Origin of the sequence: Luteimonas sp. 100069, from assembly GCF_003813845.1 — a bacterium.
GTDB classification, from domain to species: Bacteria; Pseudomonadota; Gammaproteobacteria; order Xanthomonadales; family Xanthomonadaceae; genus Luteimonas; species Luteimonas chenhongjianii.
This window is the reverse complement of record NZ_RPFN01000008.1, coordinates 16,731-41,785: the sequence shown is the minus strand read 5'-3', so window position 1 is coordinate 41,785 and position 25,055 is coordinate 16,731. Positions and strand designations below refer to the sequence as shown.

The following is a 25,055-nucleotide window of genomic DNA, read 5'->3' as shown; positions in this document are numbered from 1 at the left end:
GCGCCCCTAGCGTGCCGGTTCCTCCAGGCGTTCCGAGGCAACGACATGATGTCAGCGCGCAGATTCCGCCCGTGTTTTCTCTCCATCGCGATCGTCGGCCTGCTGGCCGGCGCCACGCCCGCGTTTGCCCAGCAGGCCGACGGAACCGATACCGCGGCACGCAACACGGTGTTCAAGCCCGGTCCACTCGAGCCCACGCCCGCGCATCTGCAGCAGATCAAGCTGCCGGAAGGCTTCGAGATCGGCGTATTCGCCTCCGGGCTGCTGAATCCGCGGATCCTGGCCGTGCACCCGGCGGGCCACATCTACGTGTCGCGACGCGAGCAGGGCGATGTGCTGTTGCTGCACGATGCCGACGGCGACGGCCGCGCAGACGGCGCGCCGACGCAGGTGCTGCACCGTCCGCAGGCGCATGGCCTCGCCGTGCACGGCGACCATCTGTATGTGGTGACGGTCAAGGAACTGCTGCGGGCGCCCATCCAGCCCGACGGCACGCTGGGCGAGCTGGAACTGCTGGTGGACGATCTGCCCGATGGTGGCCAGCATCCCAACCGCACGCTCGCGTTCGGCCCCGACGGCATGCTCTACCTCAGCGTCGGTTCCACCTGCAACGCCTGCAACGAAACGAATCCAGAGCACGCGACGATTCTCCGCATGAAGCCCGATGGCAGCTCGCGCAGCATTTTCGCCAGCGGTCTGCGCAACACGATCGGATTCGGTTGGCAGCCCGTCACCGGCGAGTTGTGGGGCATGGACCACAACATCGACAGCCTCGGCGACGAGCAGCATCCCGAAGAGCTCAATCGCATCGAAATGGGCAAGCAGTATGGCTGGCCGCACGTGTTCGCCGACGGCGGCCTGCATCCGCAGACCACGCCGCCGGGGGGCATCACCAAGGCGCAGTGGCGCGACCTGAGCGTGCCGATGGTCATGGGCTACACCGCGCATGCCGCGCCGATGCAGATGGCCTTCTATCAGGGCGCATCGTTCCCGGCCGAATACCAGGGCGACGCCTTTGTCGCGATGCGCGGCTCGTGGAACCGGAAGCCTGCAGCAGGCTACGAGGTGGCGAGGGTACGCTTCGAGCGTGGTGAGCCGAAGGCGATCGAATCCTTCGCCAGCGGATTTCTCGTCGATGGCGGCAATGCGCAGATCGCGCGGCCGGTTGGACTGGCGGTGATGCCGGACGGCGCCCTGCTGATGAGCGACGACGGCAACGGCATGATCTATCGCATCGCCTACAACGGCGGTACCCAGCGCGCCGGGCGCCAGAATCAACCGCCTGCGCCGGTCCCCGCTGGTCCGATGGAGCGGCAGGCCAGGCAGGGGCATGGCGTGCCGCTGGCGTTCGATCGGCCCGAGACCGGGCAGCGGGGTGGGGCGTCGTCGTCGTTGCAAACGGAGGCGTTCGCCGATGGCCAGGCCATTCCGCTGCGTTACAGCGAATACGGCGAAGGGGTCTCGCCGCCGCTGCGCTGGTCGGCCGTCGAGGGCGCGCAGTCGTATGCGCTGGTAATGGAGGATCCCGATGCGGAGATGCCCAAGCCGTTCGTGCATTGGGTGGCCTGGAACATGCCGGGCCAGATCACGTCGCTGCCGGAAGGCCTGGTCACCCATCCGCGGCTGACCGAGCCCGAAGACCTGCGCCAGGGCCGCAACAGCTATGGCTCGACTGGATATTTCGGACCCAAGCCGCCGCCGGGCACCGGCGTGCATCACTATCACTTCCAGGTGTTCGCGCTGGATGCGCCGCTCGACGTGGCCCCCGGCGCGGACCGCGACACCGTGCTCGAGGCCATGCGCGGACACGTGATCGGCAAGGCGCGCGTGATCGGGACTTTCGCCGCGCCGGAAGAGTGAGCCGGACCGGGCGACCGCCGGGCGCGAGCGGCGGTCGCCCGGCCTCCCGCTGCGTTGCGTCCTCTACCTCCGGGGTCGCTCGAAATTCCGACTCCGGCGCGCGGATCGACCTGCGCGTCGAGTGTGGGGATGTCGGCGTCGGTACGCCGGAGGCGACAGTACTCAGTTCTGGACGGGCAGCGCGGCGGGCCGTCAATCCGATTGGAAGCGCGGTGGCCGCCAATGCCACGGACCTCGCACTGGTGAATGTCCGGGCGTTCGTCGGATCGAGAGCGCAGGTCCGATCTCCCGGATTCGGGCGTTTTTCGTCGCGCAGTAAGCCGCAGAACGCCAAGGTCCTTGAGGGAGCACCGGCAGGTCACGGCACTGGGCGGCGCTGTCTTCAGCGCGTGACTGACCCCACTGCCGGGGTTCGGGAAGCTTGCTGCTGCGGCGGCAGGTCCAGCGAAAAATCGCTGGTCCACTCCTGACCGCTGCCCACAAGACCAAAGGCCCCGCATGTGCGGGGCCTTTGGTGGGGGCGAGCCGGCATCGCATCGCGTGCTGGCCTCGCTGTCACTTGAATGATGCAGTGGCGCGATCAGGACGCGCTTGCGCGCGGCGCGCTCAGTATCCGCGCTGCTTCTCGATGCGTGACTCGAGTTGTGCCTTGAGCTTGTCGCAGGCGCCGCGGATCGCCTTCTCCGTATTTTCATCGTCATGGCTCGCGCCGATCGGATCGTCGTTCTGCATGCGTGCTTCCAGAGCGCAGCGACGATCACTGGGGCCACCTTTGGTGGAATTGTGATCGGACAGAAACACCTCAAGCCGACTCAGGCGCGGGAAGAAGCGCCCCAGGTGCTGCTCCAGCATCGCGTTGACCCGCGACTCCAGTGCATCGCTGCCATCGATATGGTTGTCGGTGTTCAACTGGATCTTCAAAGCGTGACTCCTGCGTTGTGAACGATTGCGTGGAACCAGCCTAACGATCCGTGCTGCACCGTTTGCGTGAAGCGGGCTCCAGTTCGGCGCACTCGATCGCAACCGGTGTTCAGCACGGATCCGGATCGCGCCGCCAGGCAGCATGGCGACGGCGCCAGCTCTTCGCCAATGCAGCAGGTGGCAGTGCGTACAGGCGCGCGCCGAGCGAACAGGCACGGCTGGCGAGTTCCTCTTGCTGCGTCGCGATGCGATCGGACAACGCTTCGGCCATGGCCGGGTCGATGCCGGGCATCGCCCGCAGACGCGACGCGAGTACCGCGAAGTCATGGTGCAGGCCGAGCAGCTCGCCGAGCTCGGAGGCGCAGTCGTGCTCGGCGCGCATGGGGCCGGGCCAGATCGGTCGCAGCAGGCGCAGATGGAATCCGTGCTCCTTGCAGCGCTTGCGCCACGCGTGGAAGGCTGCGTCTTCTCCATTCCGGCAGGCCGTGCGCATCGCCTTGCGCCCGCGGCGATATGTCGACTCGAGCCCGGCTTCGAACGCGCCGAATCCCGTGCGTGAGAGCTGCCAGTGTTCGATGCGTTGCAGCGCCGCGGTCAGTGCTTCGCGAGCGTCCTGCAGCAGCGCCTGGCTGTCTGCCTCGTGTTCGAGTTCCTCGCGGCGCGCGTGGAGCTGCGCGCGAATCGGGTCCGGCGCGCCGGTTCCCTCCGCGCCGGCAGCGCCGACGACTTGGTCGAAGGCCGCGATCAGGATGTCGGCATCGCGCATCGGTCCGAGTGTCGCCGCGATGTCGCGGAAGGCCGCATTCTCGTCGCGGTAGCCATCGAACGATGGCCGGACCAGCCGGAGCAGGGCGCGGATCTTCTTGCAGCGCCTGCGCACCTCATGGATGGCGGACGCGGTGTCGTCATTGGCGTGGTCGATGCTGCGCAGTGCGGCGGTGACCTGGTCGCGGGCGATGCGGCGGAGCGACGCCGTGGCCTCGGAATCCTTGTGTTTGACGCGGTAAGCCACGGCACACCTCCGGATCGCGGATGCACAGATCTACCACCGGCAGCGTGAGCGCGCGGGGTGCTCGCGGGCGCCTGGGCGGCCGGCCGCGGCTGCATCGAGCGCAGCCGGTGGCGACGCCGAGGGCTAGCGCACGTCCTCGGCGCTCGGCGCCGCCCCGGTCTGACCCGGATTGCGGATGCGCTGCACCCGCGCCCGGTAGGCGCCTGAGTTGTCGCCGGCAATGCGTCGCGCCCGCGTGCCGGTGACGGTGCCGACCTTGCGGTCCGAACCGGTCACGGGCTTGGCCTCGACCGTGGTTTCGCGCTCGAACGCATGCGACTTGTCGGTATTGCGGTAGTAGCGGTACAGGGCCCAGTACAGCGCGGTCGCGCCGATCGGGCCGGCGAGCAGTACCAGTGCACTTTCATCGTTCATGACATGGTCGCCAGATAGGTGATGGCGAGGCCTTCGAGGAACGTACCCACGGTGAGCGCGGCCAGCAGCAGCTTCCACTGCTGCACCGGCACACTGCCCATGGTTTCGCCGGTGCGGCCGTTCACCGCGATGTAGTGCAGCAGGCCCCCGTTCTTGCCCGGCTGGTGGAAGGAATACAGCCAGACCGGCAGGTACATCGATACCCAGCGCGTGCCGTGCACGTCCAGCTGTTCCTGTTCCCAGCGCACGCCGCGGTCGTAGCGGCGAATGGACCCTTCGACCTGCGCGCGGGCGATCGACAGCAACTGGTCTTCCAGCCGCGGCCGCAGCTGCTCGATGTCACTGTCGCGCTTCTCGGAGGTGAAGCCGGCGAGATAGGAGGCGTTCCACTTCACCGCATTCTTGGTGTCGAACGGCAGGATGGTGTTGATGATGTTGTTGGTGTTGACCCGGATATCGAAATGGCCGCGCTCGCTCGAGGATTCCAGCGGCAGGTCGTCGACGGTGAAGTCCACGCGCCGCTCGACCTGGTAGACATCCGCGTCGTAGTACGTGGTCTTGTCCTTGCCCTGGGTGCGGGTGTATTCGCGCGTCTTGATCTCGCCCTTGCCGGCCACGGCCGCGCTCGCCCGGCCATCGACGACCATGTAGGGCAGGTAGACGCCGACGACGTTCTCGGGCGTGAACTGTTCCTTGAACGCCTTGAGCGCGAACAGGCGGCGCTTGTCGACGAACTGGCGGATGCGCGCGACCGCATCCTCCTTGCGGATGTGGAAGGGCAGCACCGCATCGGGGACCGCGCCATTGGCGACCTGCTCGTTGAGGCCGAAGACGTGCCGGCACCAGTGGCAGCGCGCCGTCATCGCGTTCTCGGTATTGATCGTTACTTCCGCGCCGCAGGCGGGGCATTTGAAGCTCATCAGGCTGGCGGCGTCGGCATCGATGTCGCGCGCACCCGAGGCCATGACGGTGCCGGTGAGGCTGTCGAGGCCCTCGCCGAAGCCGAACGCCTCCTCGGCCCGCTCCCCATGCCACTCGTTGCGGCAGTACAGGCAGACCAGCACGTCGGTGCCGGGGCGCTGGCGGATGTCGGTGCCCCCGCACTTGGGGCATCGGTTGAGCCCGTCCTTGAGTTCCTCGGACGCGGTGTCGATGGCGACCGGATCGGGTGCTTCCAGCTCGTCACGGATCGGGCCGGGCAGGGTCTGCGGATCGACCGGAAACGTGCCGGGCAGGGGCGGCACGTCGTGGGGCGAGCCCGGCCCGTCCACGGGACGGGCCGGCGCCGGGGGTGGCGGCTTGGGATCGGACATGGGTGGGCGTCCGGTCAGAGGCCCAGCGCCTTCGCCTTGAGCGCGTCGTAGTCGTCCTGGGTGATCAGGCCGAGATCGAGCATTTCCTTGGCCTGCTTGAGCCTGGCGACCGGATCGTCCGCCGCCGGCGCAGCAGGCGTCGCCGGTTGCTGCAGGCTGCCGATCCCGCCGGCCATGCCCGAGGCCATGCCCAGGCCAACCAGCCCGGCGGCGCCGCTGTGCTCGCCCGCGGACTGCATGCCCTGGGCCACGCTGGCCTGCAGGTTGGAGTTGCCGCGCGTCCCGGCCAGCGCATCGGCGCGCTGGACGGTTTTGAGCAGTTCGCGCGTGTTCGCGTCGTACTCGATCGAGACGATCGCCGTCTTGACGATGGCCAGGCCGCGGTCGGCCTTCCAGTGGTAGGCCTGCTCGACCGCCGCCGACAGGCTCTGCGCGAAGCCCAGCGAATCCTGCTGCAGCTTCGTGATGCGATTGCCCTTGCCGGGATCGTTCGTGTACAGGCTGAAGGCTGGTGCCAGCGACCCGACCACTTCATTGAAGAGCTGGCTGGCCGCGGCGTTGTCGATGTCGGTGAAGTCGAAAACCTGCCCGGGGGCGAGATAACGCGCCGGCACGAAGTTCTTCACGAACAGGATCGGGTCGACGATCTTCAGCGTGTAGGAGCCGCGCGTGATGGCACCGACCTGGGTGCCGAGGAAGCCGTCGTCCCAGTAGATCTCCGATTGCGTGCCGAAACGGTTGTCGGGCAGCTCCTTGAGCGAGACGAAGAACGCCGCCTGCTGCGAGCCCGGCTGGCCGCCGAACTTGAAGCGCTCCCAGCTCTGCCGGATCAGCGGGCTGACGATGCCGTCGCCGGCGAAGACCGACTGCGAGTTGATGTCGTCGGAGCGCCATTCGTAGCCGCCGGGCTCGGCGACGAACGCGGTGATCGCCCCGTCCTGGAGCAGCAGCAGGCCGTAGCCTTCCGGCACCACGATCTTCGATCCGTTGGTGATGATGTTCGACGAGGCGCGGGTGTTGGAGCCGCGGCCGGAATTGGTGTTCTGCGGTACGGCCGCGAACAGCGCTGCCGTGGGCGGCAGCCCCGCCGGCACCGTATAGAAATCCTTCCACTGGTCGGCCAGCACCCCGCCGACCGCACCCGCCACCGCCTGTACGAGACCCATGACAAACTCCCTGCACTTCGTGGACGGGCAACGTACCCGACAGCGCCGGACTATACCGCTGGGGGCGTAAGCGAATCGCAGACGGTGCGCGCAGGTAGCGCCGGCCGGCTCCGCCTCCGCAGCATGGTTCTCACGCGGTCCGGATCAGCCGCGTCTGGCTGCCTCGATCGCCGCGATGTCGATCCTGCGCATGGTCATCATCGCGTCGAAGGCGCGTTTCGCGGCGGCGGGGTCGGGGTCGCAGATCGCTTCGATCAGCGCGCGCGGCGTGATCTGCCAGGACAGTCCCCAACGGTCCCTGCACCAGCCGCAGTCGCTTTCCTGGCCGCCGTTGCCGACGATCGCATTCCACAGGCGGTCGGTCTCGGCCTGATCCTCGGTCGATATCTGGAAGGAAAATGCCTCGCTGTGGCGGTGCGCTGGCCCGCCGTTGAGGCCAAGGCAGGGGATGCCCATCACCGTGAACTCGACCGTCAGGACGTCGCCCTGTCGGCCGGACGGGAAGTCGCCGGGTGCGCGATGGGTAGCGCCGACGGCGCTGTCGGGAAAGGTCTGTGCGTAGAAGGTCGCGGCGTCCAGGGCGCCGCCGTCGTACCAGAGGCAGATGGTGTTCCTGACGGTCATGTGGGTGCTCCCGAGCGGTGCCGGCAGTAGGCGGGCAGGGCGGTTAAAGCCGCGTAGCGGGCCGGCCGGATCGGGTCGTCTGATGGGCGGCGCGGCGACGTCTCACACCACGCGTACGCGCGTCGCCCGGACAATCGGCTTTTGCCGGAGCGGCCCATGCGTCTTCCCATCGCCCATCTGCTTGTCGTCGCCGGCCTGTCTGCCGCCGCAAGCGCCGGCGCCGCGCCGCCTGCGCTGCCCAACGTGCCGGTTGCCGAAGTGGATCTCGAGCGCTACGCCGGCACCTGGTACGAGCAGGCGCACCTGCCGATGTTCTTCCAGCGCAAGTGCGTCGGCGACACCACCGCGCACTACAGCCTGGAGGCCGACGGCACGGTGGCGGTGTTGAACCGTTGCCGCAGGGCCGATGGCAGCTTCAACGAGGCCCGCGGCGTCGCGCGGAAAGTCGGCGGTCACAGCGCCACGCTGGAGGTCCGCTTCGCACCACGATGGCTCTCGTGGTTGCCGATGGTCTGGGGCGACTACTGGGTGATCGCGCTCGACGAGTCCCAATACCGCTGGGCGATGGTCGGGGCCCCCGATAGGAAATACCTGTGGATCCTGTCGCGCACGCCGCAGCTCGATCCGGACGTGCGCGCCCGGCTCATCGAGCAGGCGCGCGCGATGGGCTACCCCGTCGACAGGCTGGTCGATACGCCGCAGCGGTCGCAGGCGGAAGACGTCGACAGTTGATGGGTCGGTACGGCGGCCCGGAGCGGGAGCCGCCGTCGGTCGCCATCGCAGGCGCGTATCTGCTGCGATTTCCGCGGCGGATCCGTCCCCGGCGCCGCCGCGCCGCTAGACTGCAGCTCCCGTTCCGCAACCCGGCTTTCGATGATCAACAACGACGTCCTGCGCAGCATCCGCTACATGCTCGACCTGAGCGACCAGAAACTGGTCGATCTGGCCCACCTGGCCGATCCCGCGTTCCCGCTGGAGAAGGAGCAGGTGCCCGCCCTGCTGCTCAAGGAGGACGAGCCCGGCCATGTGCCCTGCAGCGATGCGGTGCTGGCCCACGTGCTCGACGGCCTGATCGTGCAGCGTCGCGGCCGCGACGACCGCCAGCCGCCGCGGCCGGTGGAGGCGCGTATCAGCAACAACGTGGTGCTGAAGAAACTCCGCGTGGCGTTCGAGCTCACCGATGTCGACATGCACGCGATCTTCGCCGACGCCGGCTTTCCGATCTCCAAGCCGGAGATGTCGGCACTCTTCCGGCAGGCCGGACACCGCAACTTCCGCCCCTGTGGCGACCAGTTGCTGCGCAATTTCCTCAAGGGCCTGACGATGCGGGTGCGCGGCGCCTGATTCGGTCGTCCCGCCCTGCGGTCCGTCGGAGCTGCGGAGTGCCGGCTCAGCGCTGGTCCAGTTCGTAATGGATCAGCACCACGCATTGCGATGCGAACAGCATCTGCGGGCCCAGCGCGATCTTCTTCGCGCCCATCCGCTCCAGGCCCGGTACCGCCTTCTTCGGCATCGGAATATGGTCGGTGAGCAGGAAACAGGGGTTGTCGGCGAACGTCTGCTCGCGGATCGGCGTGCCCTTGGGGTCCATGAGGAACAGCTGGTGGTCCGCTGCCAGGCCCTGCACCAGGCGCTCGAAACTCGTCGTGCGCACTTCCACGCCCGGTTCCACTTCGCGCGTCTCGTCCTTGGCCATGCCCCGCGACGCATCGAGCGCGGCGGCGATCTTGCCGAGCAGGGCGCGTTCGTCGAAGCCGCCGATATCGCGCATCGCGTCGACCTCGAAACGGACCGTGCGCGAGAAATCGCGCGTGCTTTCGAGCACCAGGTAAACGATGACGTCGCGCCGGTGCGACTGCGCCACGAACACGGCGTTCATCAGCGTATGGGCGAGGATCTCGCTGTGGGCGTCCTTGCCGATGGATGCCAGCAGGGCCTGGCTGTCGGTGGGCGCGGCGCGCGCCCGCAGTACGAAGGTTCTCATGCGTGTTCCGGTCATCCGCGAGCGCGCGACATCGCGCGCGGGCGGCCCATTGTCCCCGCAAACGCCAGCGCCGCGTATCCTGTGCGCCGCATATCCGGCGCTGGCGCCGGGACCGCAGCCGACGAGAATGCAGACGATGGCCCGATTGAAGCGCGACCCCACCCGGGAGCGGAACCTCATCCACGACTACGCGAAGTGGCTTGTGCAGGAAAAGCGCGAGCGCAACCAGGCCAACGGCAAGCTCTTCGCACGCCAGCACACCACGCGCGGGCGTCGCTTCCACGGCTACAACGAACAGGAAATCTGCACACTGATCGGCGTCGACTATTACGGTTGAGCGGGCGGCGACAGCGATTGCCGGTCGGCCCGGGATTCCGGTCGGCCTGGCCCGGTCAGGCCGGGCGGGACTCAGAAGCGCGGTCGCAGCAGCCTCAGAAGCGCTCGCCGGCCGGCAGATAGCGCCAGGTACCCACCGGCATCTTCGCAAGCGGGACCTTGCCGATGCGGATGCGCCGGATCGCGACCACCTCGAGCCCCACCTGCGCGCACATGTGCCGCAACTGGCCGCCCTGGACGCCCTTGATCGCGAACCGCAGGCGCACCTCGTTCTGCCAGCTGACCTTGCACGGCGGCATGTCGCGACCGCCGTACTGCAGACCATGGGCGAGCTTGCGCAGGCCGTAGGGCGCGATCTCGCCGCTGACCTCGACGACGAATTCCTGCTCGATCTCGTCGCGGTCCTCGGTCAGCCGACGCCAGACGCGGCCATCCTGCGAGAACACCATCAGGCCGGTGGCCTCGTTGTCGAGCGGCATCAGCGGCGTCAGTCGCTGGAAATGACGTTCGAGCAGGCGCACGCCTGACGGGTCCTCGTCCCAGCGCGACGCAGGCACCACCAGGCCTGCCGCCATCTTCGGACCACTGATGGCGTCATAACCGGCCGGCTTGTGCAGCAGGATCGTCGCCGGCTCCACGGCGGCCAGGCGCGCTGCCGGATCGAGTTCCACCACCTCGGTGGTCACCATGTGCTGCGGCAGTTCGACCACCCGGCCATCGACGGTCACCCATCCGCCCTTGATGTACTGCTCGGCTTCGGTGCGCGAGCACTGGACAAGTTCGGCGAGGCGCTTGGCGAGGCGGACGGGTTCTGACATGGAGAAGTTCGGCGGCGTGGGCTGGGCAGTGTAGCGAGACTGGACCCGGGCGCCCCGCATTCTCCTCGGCAAAACGACGCGGGCCACACATCCGCCAATCCGGCGTGAATGCAACATCGCCTGACCGGGGCCGCCTACACGTGCCGGTGCGGCAGCGGGATCTAGCCTTGCGTACACGTCCGCGAGCCGCGGTAGTCCAAGGTTTCTTCAATGACCAATGCACGTCCCAGCGCGCTGCGCTGTCCCCATGCCTCCCGCGCCGACGTGGCGCCCGCCGCAGCTGCCCCAGAGACAGCGCCGTCAACTGTGGTCGCGGAGGAGTTTCTGGCCTTCGTGGACGCGCCAACCTTTCCATGCGTCGGGTCCAAGGCGGCACTGGCGAAGGGTGCGATCCAGACCCATACCTTCGGCAAGCTCGGGGACCGTGCCAACGATGCGCCGGTCCTCGACGCGCTCGGCGCCTTCGCGTCGATGGTCGATGGCATGCCGCAGGCCGACCGCACGGTGCATTCCTTCGTCGCCCTGTTCGACGGGCCGCAGGACACAGACGAGCAGCGCTTCGAGGCGCTGCTGTGGTCGCAGCTGCAGCGGCTGCATGACCTCGACGTGCGTCGCGGCACGCGATGGGCGGCCGACGTCAGCCGCAATCCCGACGACCCGCATTTCAGCCTGAGCTTGGCGGGGCATCCCTTCTTCGTGATCGGCCTGCATCCGGGCGCGTCGCGCATCGCGCGGCGTTTCGCCTGGCCTGCGATGGTCTTCAATTCGCATCGCCAGTTCGAACGGCTGCGCGAGGACGGCCGCTACCAGAAGATGCAGGCCGCGACGCGCGAGCGCGACACCGCGCTGCAGGGCGGGATCAACCCGAACCTGGCCGACTTCGGCGCAGCGGCCGAGACCCGGCAGTACAGCGGCCGCAAGGCGGAGGCCGGCTGGACCTGTCCCTTCCGCGTGCGGAGCCCGCGCTGATGGCGGTGGGCAGCGTGGAACGCATCGCCCCGTGCTCGGGGCGCGCGGTGGAACTCGACACCGGCGACGAGCTGATCGTCATCGATCCGATGGGCCAGCAGGTCAGTGATCTGACCGCGTTTTCGCTTGCGGATACGGCGGAGTACCTGTCATCCGGCCGCTCGATCGACTACGCCTCCAAGCTCTGGCTGAGCACCGGCGATCTGCTCTACTCGAACCGGAGCACGCCGATGTTCACCATTCTGGAGGACACCTGCGGCCGCCACGATTTCACCCTGACGCCGTGCTCCAAGAAGATGTTCGAGATGCTCTACGGCGAGGAGGAAGGACGCCCGGGCTGCGAGGGCAATCTCGCGGCAGCGCTCGCGCCCTATGGCATCGGGATCGACCGCATCCCGGTGGCCTTCAACATCTTCATGCACGTCGCTTTCGACGAAGCTGGGGTGGTGAGTGTCCTGCCCCCGCTGAGCCGCGCCGGGGACTTCGTGCGGTTGCGCGCCGAGATGCCGATGGTCGTCGCGATGACCGCGTGCTCGGCGGGACAATCGAACAACTTCAGTTACAAGCCGATCGATTTCAGGGTGGAGCGCCGGAGCGCCGCAGTCGCCTAGGCGATGCCTGCGCGGCGTTTGGCATCGCCGCTCTCCGAAGCCACTCCGCAGCGCGGGCGCTCAGCCTGCCGCTGCCTCGTCGGCGACACTCATCGATGCTTCGGTCGTTCCATAGCGCCGCTGGCAGGTGTCGCACCAGAACGCCCGGCGCTGCGCCCGACCCAGATGCTTGCGATAGCTCAGTGGTGTGCCGTCCCGCGGGCACGTGGTCTTGGTGTGCACCTGGTAGTGCTTCTTGAGCTGGAACGCCTGTTTCCAGCGATAGAAATCGAAGCTGTAGGCGCGTGCCTCGGCGACAAGCTCGCCGAGCTTGCGCGCGGGCAGGGCGCCGACGGTACTTTCGGGATGCACGCGGATGCGATGCAGCACTTCGTTCTTGATGATGTTGCCCACGCCGGCAAACACGTCCTGGTCCAACAGGACATCGGCAGCCAGGGCGTCCGGCTTCGCGCGCAAGGTGCGGCGCGCACGCGCGGGGTCCCAGGCCTCGCTCATCACATCGACACCCCAGTCGTAGGCGGCGTCGAGGTCGCCCTCGATGAAGCGAACCGAGCACGAGTAGAAATTCAGCGCATCGCCCTTGCTGAACCCCAGGCCCAGCCGCGGCGTTGCGGCTTTGGTCTCGTTGATGCGCCAGCTGCCGAACAACAGGAAGTGGATGCGCACGCTGAAGCCGTCGAACTCCAGCAGGAAATGCTTGCCCCAGCTGCGCACCGCCCGCAACGTGCGATTGCGCAGACGGGCGATGTCCTGCTTGCTGTTGCCTTCGACGTGCAGCACCTTGCGGCCGACGAACTGCTGGGCAAGTTCGCGAAGAATGACGATCGATGGACCTTCAGGCATGACCGCAGCATCAGGCTGCGCGGGTGTGGCCGCCGCGAAGATATGGTGCCGCCGCGCGCGCATGGGCCGAGGCCCACGGCGGCAGGCATCCACGTTCGCGGGGCGCAGGTGCCTGTTGCGAACCCCGCAAGAGTATTGCTGCCGGCGTGCGGCAACGTGCCGGAGGCCAACTTGCGCGATCGCGGCGCACGAAAGCGGAACGGCCAGGGCGGTCAGTGGCGCAGGTCAGTGCGGACAGCTCATGCCGAGTGCGCTTCCCGACGCCGACGCCGACGCTGCGGAGCGGGATGGAGAACGCCGACTGATCGGACGATGAGGACGACGGCGCGATGGCGGTGACCGGCGCCCGACTGCCGCGAAGCCGTCCGTGGAATCTGGCGCGGGGCGCGCATTCCATTTGTTTGCCGGGAGCGGGACCCACCAGGCCCGGGACGGGCGCGACGGGTTCCCGAGGCTCAAGACCTGCGTGGCAGGTCGATTACTCCGCGGGCGTCGCGGCGCCCTTGGCGGCGTCGCGCTCTGCGCGCTTCTTGGCGTCCTTCTCGTCCTGCTTCTTCTTCTTGGCGAGTTCGCGCTGACGCTTTTCGAACGAGTAATTGGGCTTGGCCACGGAGACTCCTATGCGATTGAGCGCCGCATTGTCTCATCTACGGCGCAAATCCGCCCGCTGGCCCGTTCAGGGTCTGGTCGGCAGCCGTGGCGTCAGGGGCGCGGGGAGGCTGGCGACTTCTCCCCGGCCCCGGTTGGATCAGCTGCGCAGGCGCTGCACCTGGGCCTGCAGGGCTTCGACCTGGGCGCGGAGCTCCGCGTTCTCGCGCTCGAGCTGGGTAACCCGGCGTTGCAGCGACTTCGCGTCCGGCGCGGGGTCCTCGCCCTCGCCGGACTGGTCCGGCCGCGGCCGCTTCTTCGCCTCGCGCGCGCGTCGCGCAGCCTGCTTGAGCTCTTCCTTGCCCGCCTGGGCAGCGCTGCGCTGCTCGTCTGCCGGCAGACTGGCGACCGCCGCTGCGGCGCTGAGCGAGATCTCCCCGGCCTTCAGCGCCCCCACCACTTCCGGCGTGGCCTGCGAGTGGATGCGCTCGATCATCAGCACCTGGTTGCTGCTGAGCTTGGCCTCGCGTGCCAGTTCGGCCCGGCTCACCGGGGCGGGGGCATCGTCCCACGGCGGGCGATCATCGGTCTGCGCATCGGCGACATCGGCCGAGCCGGCCTGCTCCACAGCCGCCGTGCGCTGCGCCTGCTGGCGCGCCGCGATGATGTCGCGCTTGCGCAGCGCCAGCACGCCGCGCTGGTAGTCGGACACGCTGCGACGGCCCAGATGCTGTTCGATCATCCACAGATGCACGTCTTCCATCGACTGGAACCGGGTGTTCTGCAGGGTATTGAACGGGATTCCGTGCTTCTGGCAGATGCCGTAGCGGTTGTGCCCGTCGACCAGCACATCACCCCAGAGCACCAGCGCGTCGCGGCAGCCTTCGGCCAGCAGGCTACGCTCCAGGGCCTCGTACTCGTCGCTCGTCAACGGGTCGATGTAGGCCTTGAGTTCTTCCAGGACGACGATGTTCATGCGCTGCGACCGCTTCGGGGGGCGCGCATTGTAGAGGCGACGGTTCCCGGATGCCGAGACCGGGGCAGGCGATCGCCTCGCGGCCGCAGGCAGGCTTCAGGCGGGCCATGCCAGTGCGTGCGCCGGCAGGCGCGCCGAGCGGCCGCTCAGCCGTTCGAACTCGGCGAGGTCGTGAGAGCAGAAGACGTCGACGTCTGCGGCGCTGTGGCGCAGCTCGCGCAGGCGCTGCTGGTTATGCAGACGGGCGCCGCGGTCGAGTTCCATCATCCACTGATAGAAGCGCAGGCCGGGCGGGCACTGCGGCGATGCGTCCATTTCGCGTTCGTGGAAATAGGCGTCCGCCGCAAGCAGGCGCCAGCGCGGGGCGGCGTCGACCGCAATGCCGGCATGCCCATGCGTATGGCCGGGCAGCGGCACCAGCAACACGCCTGGTGGCACGCCCTGGAGATCGGGCACGCCGTCGAAGCCCATCCAGGCCTCGCCTCGGCCCGGCTCGTAGGTGCGCCAGCGACCGCGGCTGGCCCATTGCTGCGGGCGGAAGCGCTGGCGGTCCAGCCAGCTCTTCTGCAGTACCGCGTGATCCCGTTCGCGCGCCAGCATGTGCACGGTCGCCTGCGGGAAGTCGTCGAGGCCGCCGGCATGATCGAAGTCCAGATGCGATAGCAGAATGTGGCGGACATCGGCCGGCTGGAAACCGAGGCGCTGGATCTGGCGTACGGCCGTCATCTCGGCGCGGAATTCGGGGCGCAGCAGGCCGAGGAAGAATGCGCTCAGGCGCGCGCGCGGATGCGCCACGTCGCGCAGCCCCAGCCCGGTATCCACGAGCACGAGGCAGTCCGGTGCTTCGACGAGCAGGCAGTGGCAGGTCAGATGGCCGCGTACGAGGTCATGCGTGCGGCCATCCATCAGGTGCCCGCCGAGCGGGCAGGTGGAGATGCAATTGAGGTGGTGGATCCGCATCGTGGGCGCCTCGCTCTGGCCCGCAGTCTCCGATCGGGGCGATCAGCCATTCGTGATGGCACGGACAACAATTTCAGGCGGTGCTGTTATTGCAGGGAGGCTGAAGCCACCGCCACGGAAGGCGCGAGACACCCAGGCGCCGGCGCCCGGCTGACGCCTGCCCGCTAAAGGCGAGCGTGCGCCCGGCGGGCGGAGCCGGAGCCCGGGCTCAGTGGCGGCGCAGAAGTGGGAAACGGCGGGAGGACTTGGCCGCGCTCCTGGCGATCAGTGCAGCGCAACCCACGGTGATCGCATCCTCGACAGCGCCGGTCGACTTCTGCCCGAAGCGCTGCATCGCGCGGATGCGCATGTTGAACGTCACATAGGCTGCGCCCACCGCGGCGGCGGCGCCGAGCGCTGCGGCCAGCGGACGCTGCTCGCGCGGTGCCAGGGCCATTCCGGCGATGGCGCCGGTCGCGATGCGCGCCAGCATGCCCGCCGCAACGGTACGGTCCGGCGCACTTTCCATCTTGTCGCCGGCGAGCTCGCCTGCCGCCAGCAGCTTGGCGCCGGTGGATGCGAGCCGGTTGCCGAGCAGGCGCGGTGCACCGTTACCGGCCGGCAGGGTGCCGTTGCACGCAGCGTTGGCAACGGCCGCCAGCGGCGTCATCGCGCGCATGCCGGCGACGGCGCCCATCAGGATCGAGTGGATCAGAGCCATCGGAAAACCTCGTGGGACGGGGCGGACCCGGGAAGTGCTTGATCAGGCCAGCGCGGCAGTGAACCCGCCGTCGTCGCGCACCGCGTCGAAACGCAACCGTAGTGCGTGGCCCGACAGGTATTCCTCACGCAACCGTAGTGCGCGGCCCGACAGGTATTCCTCGCCCTCGGACAGGGGCGCGCGGATCGGGACAGCCTTCGCGCCGGCAAAGGCGGCGGCCCACGGCACGCGGGCCCGCGGAGCATGTCGCGGCAAGCCCCTTGTCGGGTCGCAGTTGCAGCTGTGGTGGGGGCACCGCAGCTCGGAACGGGTCCGGTCGCGTGGTTCCAGCCGCGCGCGGTGAACAACCGCTTCAGTGCGCGATCGGCGCCTGGGTGCCGTCGCCGGTGCCTTCCCAGCGCCCGGAGCGCTCCGCCTGCGGGCAGATGCGCAGATAGGTCAAGTAGGCCGCGATCTCCTCCAGGCTCCAGCCAGTCTGGTAGTAGCAGAACGTCGTCGGCGCTGGGCAATACCCCGGGGTGATCGCGGGGATCGAGGTGGCGTAGTCGGGCACCGGAAACCAGGCTTTCGGGGTCTGGTCCAGGCCGTAGCGGCAGAACACGAATGGATCGCCCGCACGCCAGATCAGGCCCTGCTCGCCGGTCTGCGCATGGGCGACCCCGCCCGCCGCGAGAAGGCCCATGGCACACAGGAGGCTGCGCAGTCTCGGAGCGCTCGGCATCGGTCCGGTCCTTCGGAGGGAGCGGTCAGCCTAGACAGCGCGGGGCGGGCGCAGGGCCGGGCATCTGCCGGCGCTGGGGTCAGGCGTCTCCGTGCGCCGGGGTCGGCGGCGTCCGGTCGCCAGCCTTGTCGGCCCACCATGCGCGGCGGGCATCGGAGGCGTGGAAGGTCCATGCCAGGAAACGGCTTTGCTTGTTGCCCTGGGCCATCGGCACTTCGCGGACTTCGCCGGCACCGGCCCTGCGCAGTTCACTGCGCAGGCCCGGCAGGTGCGCAGATTTCGACACCAGGCTGCTGAACCACAGGACCTGATCCGCGAAATCCACGCTTTCGCGAATCATCTTGCGCACGAAGCGGGCTTCGCCGCCCTGACACCAGAGTTCGCCGTCGCGCCCGCCGAAGTTCAGCGGCAGTTTGCGCGAGGCGCGGGGCGGACCGTCCGAGTGCGCGGCCAGGTTGGCGCGCTTGATCCGACCGCTGCGCGAGGCTTCGGTGGCCGAGGAGTGGAACGGGGGATTGCACAGGGTGACGTCGAAACGCTCCTCGCGACGCATGGCGCCGTGGAAGAGATGCCCGCGCAAGGTCTGGGCGCGCAGTTCGATCGCGTCGGTCAGGCCGTTGCCCCGGACGATCGCGTCGGCGATGCGCAGGGCGGTGGGGTCGATGTCGGATCCCGTGAAGCGCCAGCCGTACTCGGCGTGGCCGATCAATGGATAGATCGCATTGGCGCCGGTGCCCAGGTCGAACACGCGCACCGAGGGCCCGCGCGGTGGCTCGCCGCCACAGTCGCTGGCCAGCAGGTCGGCCAGGCCGTGGATGTAGTCCGCGCGGCCGGGCACCGGCGGACACAGGTAGCTCTCCGGGATTTCCCAGTGGGCGACACCGTAGTCGGCCTTCAGCAGTGCCTGGTTGAGGGTGCGCACCGCGCGTGGATCGGCGAAATCGATGCTGGTGTCGCCGGCTGGCGTGCGCAGCAGGTATGGCTTGAGGGCAGGTGACACGCGCGTAAGCCGCTTGAAGTCGTAATGACCCTGGTGACGGTTGCGCGGATGCAGCAGCTGCGGCCTGGCAGAAGACTTGGGATGTGACATGCGGGTATTAGACCGCATTGCGGCTCCGGCCGTGCCCGAGCCGCGCTGGCGCCCACGCATCGGCGGCCGATTGCATTTACTCGGGGCGTGACATGGCCGCGATCCGCTGCGGAAGATTGATGAATGCCGTGCGGAGATGTTCACGCAGCGCGGCGGGGAGGAAACCGGTGTGACGCCCGCCGAGCAGTCAGTCCATGGGTCGCCGGGCGCAGGGCGCCCATCGGGCGTCTCGCCGCCGAAACTGTTGCCCGCAATTTGCGCGCATCGGGGCTGGCCGGTATCGTGGTCCGCGTTCCATCGCTGCTCACCGTGGGTTTCGCCGGTGCACTCGCAGCACATCCTCCCTTCACTTCCATCCAAGGAGTCCATCCATGGACATCGTCGCTGCGCGCGTCGCCACCTTCCACTACACCCTGACCGACGACGACGGCAACGTCATCGACAAGTCGCCCCAAGACCGTCCGCTGTCCTACTTCCACGGCGGCGGCAATATCGTGCCGGGCCTGGAGAATGCACTCGAGGGCCGCAAGGCCGGTGACTCGCTGAAAGTCGATGTGAAGCCCGAAGAGGGTTACGGCCTGCGCAACGACAGCCTGGTCCAGGCCGTGCCGAAGCAGGCGTTCCAGGGCAGCGACACCATCGAGCCGGGTATGCAGTTCCAGGCCCACGGCGGCGCCGGCCCGATGCTCGTCACCGTGGTCGAGGTCGGCGAGACCGAGGTCACAATCGACGGCAACCATCCGCTCGCCGGCAAGACCCTGCACTTCGCGATCGAGATCGTGGACGTGCGCGAGGCATCCGAGGAAGAGAAGCAGGTCGGCCAGGTCGCCGGTCTGGGCGAGTAAGTGCCGCGCGCGGCCTGGTCTGCGCCAGGCCGCGCTATGAGCGGGATCACCACGCATGGGCCGCCGCCGTGCGGCGGGGCAGGCGATCACCGCACGCGCCGGCTGGGTGAAAGTCGGCCGGCCGTATAGGTGCATCTGCCGGCGGGGCGATCGATCCCCATGCCGGCGCCGTCCGTCGCGACGGGCGGGCCCGGCACTCGGCGGCCCTCAGGCCTCGCTGACGTCGAGCGCCATCTGCCAGAAATCCGCCTCCAGCCGCGAGGCCTTGGCGAACAGGGCGGCGAGTTCGTCGAACCTGTTGGCGCCCAGATAGCGCGCGCCGAGGTCGTCGAGATGCCGCGACGCGGCCGTGGCCACGTCCTGGTAGGCATCGCTGGCGTATTCGCCGATCCATTCGCGATACGGATGCGCGTGCAGTGCCTCCACTCCCGCCGGTGCGAGCGCGCGGCCGATCTCGGCGTACCCGAGCACGCAGGGCGCCAGTGCGACATGCAGGTCGAGCAGATCGCCGGACATGCCGCAGTCGAGCACGAAGCGGGTATAGGCCACCGTGGCCCGATGCTCCGGCGTTGCCTCGATCTGGGCCGGCGACAGCCCCCAGCGTGCGCACAGGCGCAGGTGCAGGTCGAGTTCCATGTCCACGATCGCCGACAGCCCAGCCTTGGCCGCCCTCAGGTCGGCCAGCGTGCGGCTCTTGTAGGCGGCCAGCGCATGGGCGCGCGCGAACTGGATCAGGAACAGGTAGTCCTGCACGAGGTAACGCCGGAACGCGTGCTCCGGCAGGCTGCCATCCCCCATCGCTGCGACGAACGGGTGGGCGACGTAGCTGCGCCATGCATCCGGCGCTGCGGCCTTGAGGCGCTCGAACAGCGTCATCAGCGGTCGCTCCGTGCGTAGGCGGCATCGAAGAACGCAAGTTCGAGATCCACGGTCCGGCGGAAGAAGTCGGCGGCGCCCGCAGCCTCGTCGGGGCCGACGCGGTCGAGTTCGGCCTGCAGGAAGGCGACGAAATCCGCGAACATCGCGTTGTCGTGCAACGTGATCCACTCGGCGTGCACGAAGCTTTGCGGCAGTGGGCGGGGCGCGCGCTGGGCCCAGTCGAGGTAGAGACCCTCGGCGACATTGAGCACCGCCAGCGTGGCCGCGTAGGAGCGGGTAGCGGCAGCTTCCCGCATGATCGCCTTGAAGCCGGCCGTCGCCTTCGTGTCCGGCGTGCGCATGCGTGCATCCGCGTCGACGCCCAGAGCGTCGAAGGCGCGCAGGAAATAGGTGTTCTCCTCGCCGCTGACCATGCCGGTGAACCGGCCCAGCGTCAGCCGCGATTCGAAGCGGTCGCTGCTGGCGATCGCCGCGCCCAGCAGGACCAGGAAGCTGTCGAGGAAACGGTGGTCCTGGACCAGATAGCGCGCCATCACGTCGTCGGCGACCCCACCGGTGCCCAGTTCGCGGACGAAACGATGCTCGATCGCGCGCGTCCAGGTGGTCTCGCAGGACTGCCGCAGGATTTCGCTGAAACGTGTGGGCATGGGATCTCCGGAACGCGCCGCTGCAGACGCGGCAAGTGCATGGGAAACCGGATTGTGGCGCAGGTGGGGCGGATCAGTCAGGCGCGCTCCGCGTCCTGGCCGACATCGCCTCGCGGCGCCCGGCCTCCCGTTGCGGTGTGCCGGGCTTGGCGGACGAGGCCGTGGATATAGGCCATCTTCTCGACCACCGGCGGCGCCAGCACGAAGGGGTAGATGTCGGCATGGCCCATCGCGCGATTGAGGCTGTTGATCGCCCACGTCAGTGGCAGCCAGGCATCGACCAGGCGATGGATGTCGGCGACGCGGTGGGGATCGAAGGAAATGTCGGTTTCCATCGTCGCATCGTCGGTCACGTCGGGCGCGATGCGGATGCCGAAGGCCGACGCCATCTCCAGCGTGTCGATGATGTGCAGGTAATGCGCCCAGGTTTCGGCCCAATCCTCCCAGGGATGCATCGTCGCGTAGGGACTCACGTGGGCCGCCTGCCAGTCGCCGGGCGCGCCTCGCTCGTAGTAGCGCCGCAGTGCCTGCCCGTAGTCGAGCCGGTCGTCGCCGAACAGGGCGCGGCAGCGGGCGAGCTCGGCCGGCCCGGCATCGCGGACCAGCCGGTCCCAGTAGTAGTGACCGATCTCGTGACGGAAATGCCCCAGCAGTGTCCGGTAGAGCTCGCCCATGGCCAGGCGCGTGGCCTCGCGGACGGCGTCGTCGGCCTCGGCCAGGGCGATGGTGATGTGGCCGTTGTCGTGTCCCGTCAGCACCTTGGCGCCAGTCGCGGGATCGGCAAGGAAATCGAAGGACAGCGGCTGCGGATCCCCGCTGCCGGGCGTGGGAGTGGGCAGCTCGAGACGCAGCAGGGTGTAGAACAGGCGGCGTTTGGCGACTTCGATCCTCTGCCATGCGCCCAGGCGCTCGGGGCTGTCGAGATTGGGGATCGTGCGGTTGTGGCGGCAGGCGCGGCAGTAGGCCTGCGCGTCGTCCGCGGGGAGCAGCCAGTTGCACGCCGAATGCTTGGCATTGCGACAGAAGCGGTAGCGTCGGTCGGGCCGCGCGGCGGTGGTCCAGGCGTCGCCGTCGGGATCGAGCGCCTCCAGGGTCAGGGTTTCGGTGACGAAGCCGAGGGTCTTGCCGCAACGCAGGCACTCGCTGTTCTCGAAGTAGAGCACCTGCTCGCAATGCGAGCACTTGAAGAGTTGCATCGCAGGGTCGCTCCGGGATCAGGCCGCGTGGCCGAGGTCTTCGTCGAAGCCGGGTCGATCGTCGAGATCCGCCCATACCCGCAGCGACAGCGTGCGCAGGGGCCGATAGCTGGTCAGGAAGGCTACGTCGGCAGCGTCGCGGCCATATGCGATCACCACACGACCGCCGCGCGGCGCGGACTGGGTGGCGTCGAAGGTGTACCAGCTGCCGCCGAGGTAGGCCTCGAACCAGGCATGCATGTCCATCGGCTTGAGATCGTGCAACCAGCCGACCACCATGCGTGCGGGAATGTCGAGCGCACGGCAAAGTGTGATGCCCACATGGGCGAAGTCACGGCAGACGCCGGCCCCTTCGGCCAGCGTGGCCTGGGCATCGGTACTGGCGTTGCTGACACCGTAGCGATACTCGAGGTGCGTCGCGATCCATTGCCGGATCGCTTCGGCCTGCGCGTAGCCCGGCGCGGCGGCCCCCACGATGTCGCGTGCGCGCGTCCACATCGCCGCCAGATCCGAGGGGCAATAGCGACTGGGCAGCAGGAACTGCAACGTGTCGGCCGGCAATGCCGCAGGGTCAACCGCGGGTGCCCCACGGGCCACGCGGATGTCGGGCGTGGTCTCGACGGTCGCATCGATGCGCAGCCGGGTGAGGCCCTCGGGCAGCACGAAACGCTGGCAACGGTTTCCGAAGCTGTCCACGTGCTCGTCGAAGCCCAGGCTGCGCTCGAAGCCCGGGCGCCCGTTGACCTGCCATCGTGCCGATGCGTCGCGCGGACAGAGCATCGCGATGACCGGACTGGCCGCATCGGTTTCGATCGAGAGTTCGCAGCCAGCCTGGACGCGCATGCGGAAGAGTTCCTGAAGGTGCGCCAGACTAGGCGCGCGATCGTGCAGCCGACGTGGAGGCACGGAGCCGGCGCTATTGCCCAGGGCGCGCTGAATTCCGGAGCATTCCGCGAGTCGCGGTGCAGGGCCGGGCGTACGCCGGGTGCACGAAAAAGCCGGCCCATGGGCCGGCTTGTCGTACACGCGATGTGCAAATGGTGGGCGGTACAGGGATTGAACCTGTGACCCTTGCCGTGTGAAGGCAATGCTCTACCGCTGAGCTAACCGCCCGGATCTCTCGGAGCGTCCACATGTTTCCGGACCGTCTCCGCTGCGCCGGCCAACAAGGGCGGCGCGATCGGGACGCGAATTCTACGGGCGATTGCGCGCGGCGACAAGCGTCTGGAACAAGATCGGCCTCGGGGCGCACGCAGTGCGGCCCGCCATAGAGTCTCAGAAGCTTCGGCACTGCCGGAAGCGGGTCGGCTGATCGCTGTTCGCCGGCGGCGTGAGCTGCAGGCGCGATGACGTGAGATCGGGATGGCGCAGGACCAGCGCACAGACCGCATCGACGGTGGCCTGGTCGTCGACGCGGGCAACGAACACCTGCAGGGTCGAGCCGGTGATCCAGATCGCGCGATCCACGCCGGGCAGCGTGACCAGTGCGCGCGCAAGGTCGCTGCGCTGCTGCTCCACCGGCGCAGGGGGCGGAGCCTCGATGCGCACCGGCTCGGCGGGGGCACTGGTTTCCCCGGCTGCCGAAGGCGTCGCAGCCGGCTCGGGGGCGGGCAGGGCAAGGTACGTCGCAACGCCCGCCAGCAGTGCGAACAACCATCCCAGCAACACGCGCTGACGGGCGACCGCACCGGTCTTCGCGCGGATGGCTTCGAGTTCGTCGGCCGGCATCAGGTCGCGCAGTTCGGGCCAAAGGGTCGCGCCATCGAGCAGCTCGATACGCTGTTTTCCGGCCGCCCTGCGGGCTTCATCGTCGATCCGCCCCTGGGTCACCAGGAACCCGCCGGCGGCGCTCTTGAGCAGCACCTCGCTCGACAGCGCCTGGACCGCGTTGCGGCCGAGCAGATAGGTCGATCCGTGTTTGCATGACAACAGCCAGCGTGCGCCATCGCGCTCGAGCATGTAGTCGCGGTCCCCGGACACGTCCTCGCGATCGACCACCTGCACATAGCCCCGGCGCCGCAGTGCCTGGAGCACCATGCCGATGAAGCCGCGCCAGGAAATCGCCGACAGCGCGACGATGCCGGCGGCGGCCTCGTCGCGGCGGCGCTGGAAGCCGAGAAAATAGAAGGAAATCGCGAATCCGATGACGATTGCCACCCCGATCGCGCCAAGCCACTGCGTGGTCATGCCGGTGTCCGTGTACACGTGCAGCCGCGAAGAATAGCCGAGCGCGATCTGAACGATGCGTGCTTGCGCAGGCGTGCACGCGAACGCGGCGCCGCGAATGCACGCCGCCGCTTACCTCTTGCAGTCGATGCCTGCTGGCGTCGGATCGGAACGGCCTGGCCGTCGCGGCGGCGTGGATCGCTCAGAATTTTTCGGCCAGGATGCGGCGGATCTCGGCCTCGATGGGCCCCTGCATCGCCGAGAGCAGAAAGCCCAGTTTCGCGGTGACGTGCAGCTGGTCGGGCTGCAGCGCGATCGCACCGTCCACGCCAGAGCGACTGAAATTGAGCCGGTCGCCTTCCCATCCGTACTTCATGTCGAAGCGTTCGGAGAGCTTCTTCGCCACCGCCTCGACGGCGCTGCGGGCGTCTGCCGGAGGCAGGGAGTGGGGGTGGATGATGTCGATGCCTGCCATGCGCGTCTGCCGGTGTCGTGGGCGCATATTGTGCGTCGCGCCTCCGCATCGACCAAGTGAGCGTGCGGCAGTCATGTGGGCCCGTGCTAGATTGCCGCCGCATGACCGCGCTCAAGCTGCGTTTCCCGACCCCCGACCAAGCCGATCTCCCGCTGGATATCGGCGTGCACTGCATCGGCCGTGGCGCGCGTGGGAACCTGGCGGTTGTCTCCGAAGGCGAGGCGCCGAGCGTCCGCTTCAACGTCGACCGTCGTGGCGTCTGGCTGTCGGTCGGCGAGGGCGTCGGCGGTGTGCACGTCAATGGTCGGCAGATCCGGCGCATGGCGATGCTGCGGACCGGGGACGCGATCTTCGTCGATGGCCTCGAGCTCCGGCTGGTCTCGGCCGTGCCGGTCGCCGAGCGTGCTGTCGCGCCGCATTCCGCTGACGCGACGCTCGATGCCGCCGAAGACGGGCCCGATCCGCGCATCGTGTTGCGCGGCGTGGGTGGGCGCTATCACGGCCGCAGCTTCACCCTCGACCACCCGAAGCTCGTCGGCCGCCACGCGGAGGCCGACATCCGCATCGACGAGCCGGGCTTCGCCGACCGGCATGCCCGGCTCGAGCGCGTCGGCGCCCTTGTACGCCTGACCGGTCTGGACTCGGCCGACGGCAGCCTCGTCAACGGAGAAGCCGTGCGCGACGGCTTGCTGCTGGCCGGCGACCAGGTCGTGTTCGATGCGCATCATCGATTCGTCGTCGAAGCGCCGGCGCGTCCAGCGCACACGGGCGGCTACGACCGCGTGCCCGACCCGCAGCCGCTGATCGACGATGGAATTGCGCGGCAACGTGCTGGTCTTCCGCTGCCCTGGCTGCTTCTGGCGGCGGCGGTACTGGCAGGGCTGCTCGCGGCGCTGCTGCTGTTCGGCGCTGCCTGAGGGCGCGAGGGGGAATTGCAGGCC

The 25,055-nt window shown here is 68.4% G+C and carries 30 protein-coding genes and 1 tRNA gene; 8 read left to right on the top strand and 23 right to left on the bottom strand.

Features of this window, described 5'->3' with window-relative positions; all coding sequences use genetic code 11:
• Window positions 1-48 precede the first annotated feature (48 nt).
• Window positions 49-1,860 (top strand): YbhB/YbcL family Raf kinase inhibitor-like protein, encoded by a 1,812-nt coding sequence (locus EGK76_RS14585; RefSeq protein ID WP_199730927.1) that lies wholly within the window; start codon window positions 49-51, stop codon window positions 1,858-1,860.
• A gap of 606 nt (window positions 1,861-2,466) precedes the next feature.
• Here EGK76_RS14585 and EGK76_RS15445 read toward each other — a convergent pair.
• From EGK76_RS15445 to EGK76_RS14555, 6 genes are all read right to left on the bottom strand, one after another.
• A complete protein-coding gene (locus tag EGK76_RS15445) occupies window positions 2,467-2,781 on the bottom strand; it encodes an HPF/RaiA family ribosome-associated protein (protein WP_157745367.1) in 315 nt (104 codons plus the stop codon).
• Window positions 2,782-2,890: 109 nt separating this feature from the next.
• Window positions 2,891-3,793, bottom strand: coding sequence for a CHAD domain-containing protein (locus EGK76_RS14575; protein ID WP_158613511.1), 903 nt, complete (start codon window positions 3,791-3,793; stop codon window positions 2,891-2,893).
• 123 nt (window positions 3,794-3,916) lie between these two features.
• The gene (locus tag EGK76_RS14570) at window positions 3,917-4,207 is read right to left on the bottom strand and encodes a hypothetical protein (RefSeq protein ID WP_096298092.1); all 291 of its coding nucleotides are present in this window, start codon (window positions 4,205-4,207) and stop codon (window positions 3,917-3,919) included.
• Entirely contained in the window at window positions 4,204-5,520 is a 1,317-nt protein-coding gene (locus EGK76_RS14565; RefSeq protein ID WP_123833096.1) for a TFIIB-type zinc ribbon-containing protein, read from the bottom strand. Before EGK76_RS14565 ends, EGK76_RS14570 begins: the two co-directional genes overlap by 4 nt.
• A 14-nt stretch (window positions 5,521-5,534) precedes the next feature.
• Window positions 5,535-6,686: an SPFH domain-containing protein gene (locus tag EGK76_RS14560; protein WP_123833095.1), complete on the bottom strand. Its 1,152-nt coding sequence runs from the start codon at window positions 6,684-6,686 to the stop codon at window positions 5,535-5,537.
• 144 nt (window positions 6,687-6,830) lie between these two features.
• Window positions 6,831-7,310 (bottom strand): VOC family protein, encoded by a 480-nt coding sequence (locus tag EGK76_RS14555; protein ID WP_123833094.1) that lies wholly within the window; start codon window positions 7,308-7,310, stop codon window positions 6,831-6,833.
• A 156-nt stretch (window positions 7,311-7,466) separates the two neighbouring features.
• Here EGK76_RS14555 and EGK76_RS14550 point away from each other — a divergent pair, with 156 nt between their 5' ends.
• Window positions 7,467-8,042: a lipocalin family protein gene (locus EGK76_RS14550; protein WP_123833093.1), complete on the top strand. Its 576-nt coding sequence runs from the start codon at window positions 7,467-7,469 to the stop codon at window positions 8,040-8,042.
• 141 nt (window positions 8,043-8,183) lie between these two features.
• Complete coding sequence (locus EGK76_RS14545) at window positions 8,184-8,654, top strand: DUF1456 family protein (protein WP_096298099.1); 471 nt, start codon at window positions 8,184-8,186, stop codon at window positions 8,652-8,654.
• 46 nt (window positions 8,655-8,700) lie between these two features.
• On the opposite strand, the gene trmY is transcribed toward EGK76_RS14545, so the two are convergent.
• Window positions 8,701-9,294 carry a tRNA (pseudouridine(54)-N(1))-methyltransferase TrmY gene (trmY, locus tag EGK76_RS14540; RefSeq protein WP_096298101.1) on the bottom strand — a complete coding sequence of 198 codons (594 nt, stop codon included), beginning with the start codon at window positions 9,292-9,294 and terminating at the stop codon, window positions 8,701-8,703.
• Between the two features lie 136 nt (window positions 9,295-9,430).
• Between trmY and EGK76_RS14535 the strand changes: the two genes are divergently transcribed.
• Entirely contained in the window at window positions 9,431-9,631 is a 201-nt protein-coding gene (locus EGK76_RS14535) for a hypothetical protein (RefSeq protein WP_123833092.1), read from the top strand.
• A 94-nt stretch (window positions 9,632-9,725) separates the two neighbouring features.
• Here the strand turns inward: EGK76_RS14535 and EGK76_RS14530 are convergent, their stop codons facing one another.
• Complete coding sequence (locus EGK76_RS14530) at window positions 9,726-10,448, bottom strand: rRNA pseudouridine synthase (RefSeq protein WP_123833091.1); 723 nt, start codon at window positions 10,446-10,448, stop codon at window positions 9,726-9,728.
• Window positions 10,449-10,658: 210 nt separating this feature from the next.
• Between EGK76_RS14530 and gntA the strand changes: the two genes are divergently transcribed.
• Together gntA and EGK76_RS14520 are read left to right on the top strand one after the other, a co-directional pair.
• Window positions 10,659-11,417, top strand: coding sequence for a guanitoxin biosynthesis heme-dependent pre-guanitoxin N-hydroxylase GntA (gene gntA / locus EGK76_RS14525; protein ID WP_096298107.1), 759 nt, complete (start codon window positions 10,659-10,661; stop codon window positions 11,415-11,417).
• Window positions 11,417-12,028: an urea carboxylase-associated family protein gene (locus tag EGK76_RS14520; protein ID WP_123833090.1), complete on the top strand. Its 612-nt coding sequence runs from the start codon at window positions 11,417-11,419 to the stop codon at window positions 12,026-12,028. Before gntA ends, EGK76_RS14520 begins: the two co-directional genes overlap by 1 nt.
• A gap of 60 nt (window positions 12,029-12,088) precedes the next feature.
• Here EGK76_RS14520 and EGK76_RS14515 read toward each other — a convergent pair whose 3' ends face one another.
• The 8 genes from EGK76_RS14515 to rlmF form a co-directional block, all read right to left on the bottom strand.
• A complete protein-coding gene (locus tag EGK76_RS14515; RefSeq protein WP_096298110.1) occupies window positions 12,089-12,871 on the bottom strand; it encodes a DNA-formamidopyrimidine glycosylase family protein in 783 nt (260 codons plus the stop codon).
• A gap of 478 nt (window positions 12,872-13,349) precedes the next feature.
• Window positions 13,350-13,481 carry a hypothetical protein gene (locus EGK76_RS15740; protein WP_255409794.1) on the bottom strand — a complete coding sequence of 44 codons (132 nt, stop codon included), beginning with the start codon at window positions 13,479-13,481 and terminating at the stop codon, window positions 13,350-13,352.
• A gap of 138 nt (window positions 13,482-13,619) precedes the next feature.
• Window positions 13,620-14,435, bottom strand: a complete 816-nt coding sequence (locus tag EGK76_RS14510) for a plasmid replication/partition related protein (RefSeq protein ID WP_123833089.1) — start codon at window positions 14,433-14,435, stop codon at window positions 13,620-13,622.
• 96 nt (window positions 14,436-14,531) lie between these two features.
• The gene (locus tag EGK76_RS14505) at window positions 14,532-15,395 is read right to left on the bottom strand and encodes an MBL fold metallo-hydrolase (protein WP_096298113.1); all 864 of its coding nucleotides are present in this window, start codon (window positions 15,393-15,395) and stop codon (window positions 14,532-14,534) included.
• Between the two features lie 208 nt (window positions 15,396-15,603).
• Window positions 15,604-16,095 (bottom strand): DUF4126 domain-containing protein, encoded by a 492-nt coding sequence (locus EGK76_RS14500; RefSeq protein WP_096298114.1) that lies wholly within the window; start codon window positions 16,093-16,095, stop codon window positions 15,604-15,606.
• 42 nt (window positions 16,096-16,137) lie between these two features.
• A complete protein-coding gene (locus EGK76_RS14495) occupies window positions 16,138-16,323 on the bottom strand; it encodes a hypothetical protein (RefSeq protein ID WP_096298116.1) in 186 nt (61 codons plus the stop codon).
• Window positions 16,324-16,447: 124 nt separating this feature from the next.
• Window positions 16,448-16,777 carry a hypothetical protein gene (locus tag EGK76_RS14490; protein ID WP_096298118.1) on the bottom strand — a complete coding sequence of 110 codons (330 nt, stop codon included), beginning with the start codon at window positions 16,775-16,777 and terminating at the stop codon, window positions 16,448-16,450.
• A gap of 118 nt (window positions 16,778-16,895) precedes the next feature.
• Window positions 16,896-17,906, bottom strand: a complete 1,011-nt coding sequence (gene rlmF, locus EGK76_RS14485) for a 23S rRNA (adenine(1618)-N(6))-methyltransferase RlmF (RefSeq protein WP_123833088.1) — start codon at window positions 17,904-17,906, stop codon at window positions 16,896-16,898.
• A 371-nt stretch (window positions 17,907-18,277) separates the two neighbouring features.
• Between rlmF and EGK76_RS14480 the strand changes: the two genes are divergently transcribed.
• Window positions 18,278-18,751: a peptidylprolyl isomerase gene (locus EGK76_RS14480; RefSeq protein ID WP_123833087.1), complete on the top strand. Its 474-nt coding sequence runs from the start codon at window positions 18,278-18,280 to the stop codon at window positions 18,749-18,751.
• Between the two features lie 207 nt (window positions 18,752-18,958).
• On the opposite strand, the gene EGK76_RS14475 is transcribed toward EGK76_RS14480, so the two are convergent.
• From EGK76_RS14475 to EGK76_RS14445, 7 genes are all read right to left on the bottom strand, one after another.
• Window positions 18,959-19,627, bottom strand: a complete 669-nt coding sequence (locus EGK76_RS14475; protein WP_123833086.1) for a TenA family protein — start codon at window positions 19,625-19,627, stop codon at window positions 18,959-18,961.
• Window positions 19,627-20,277 carry a TenA family protein gene (locus tag EGK76_RS14470; RefSeq protein WP_123833085.1) on the bottom strand — a complete coding sequence of 217 codons (651 nt, stop codon included), beginning with the start codon at window positions 20,275-20,277 and terminating at the stop codon, window positions 19,627-19,629. The genes EGK76_RS14475 and EGK76_RS14470 overlap by 1 nt, the downstream gene beginning before the upstream one ends.
• 77 nt (window positions 20,278-20,354) lie before the next feature.
• Window positions 20,355-21,473, bottom strand: coding sequence for a putative zinc-binding peptidase (locus tag EGK76_RS14465; protein WP_096298128.1), 1,119 nt, complete (start codon window positions 21,471-21,473; stop codon window positions 20,355-20,357).
• Between the two features lie 18 nt (window positions 21,474-21,491).
• Entirely contained in the window at window positions 21,492-22,316 is an 825-nt protein-coding gene (locus EGK76_RS14460; RefSeq protein ID WP_123833084.1) for a transglutaminase family protein, read from the bottom strand.
• Between the two features lie 195 nt (window positions 22,317-22,511).
• Window positions 22,512-22,586: transfer RNA gene (locus tag EGK76_RS14455), tRNA-Val, on the bottom strand.
• A gap of 162 nt (window positions 22,587-22,748) precedes the next feature.
• Window positions 22,749-23,660 (bottom strand): restriction endonuclease, encoded by a 912-nt coding sequence (locus EGK76_RS14450; RefSeq protein ID WP_123833083.1) that lies wholly within the window; start codon window positions 23,658-23,660, stop codon window positions 22,749-22,751.
• A gap of 181 nt (window positions 23,661-23,841) precedes the next feature.
• Window positions 23,842-24,114 (bottom strand): polyhydroxyalkanoic acid system family protein, encoded by a 273-nt coding sequence (locus tag EGK76_RS14445; protein ID WP_096298134.1) that lies wholly within the window; start codon window positions 24,112-24,114, stop codon window positions 23,842-23,844.
• 101 nt (window positions 24,115-24,215) lie between these two features.
• On the opposite strand from EGK76_RS14445, the gene EGK76_RS14440 reads away from it, so the two are divergent.
• The gene (locus tag EGK76_RS14440; RefSeq protein WP_096298136.1) at window positions 24,216-25,031 is read left to right on the top strand and encodes an FHA domain-containing protein; all 816 of its coding nucleotides are present in this window, start codon (window positions 24,216-24,218) and stop codon (window positions 25,029-25,031) included.
• Window positions 25,032-25,055: the final 24 nt, after the last annotated feature.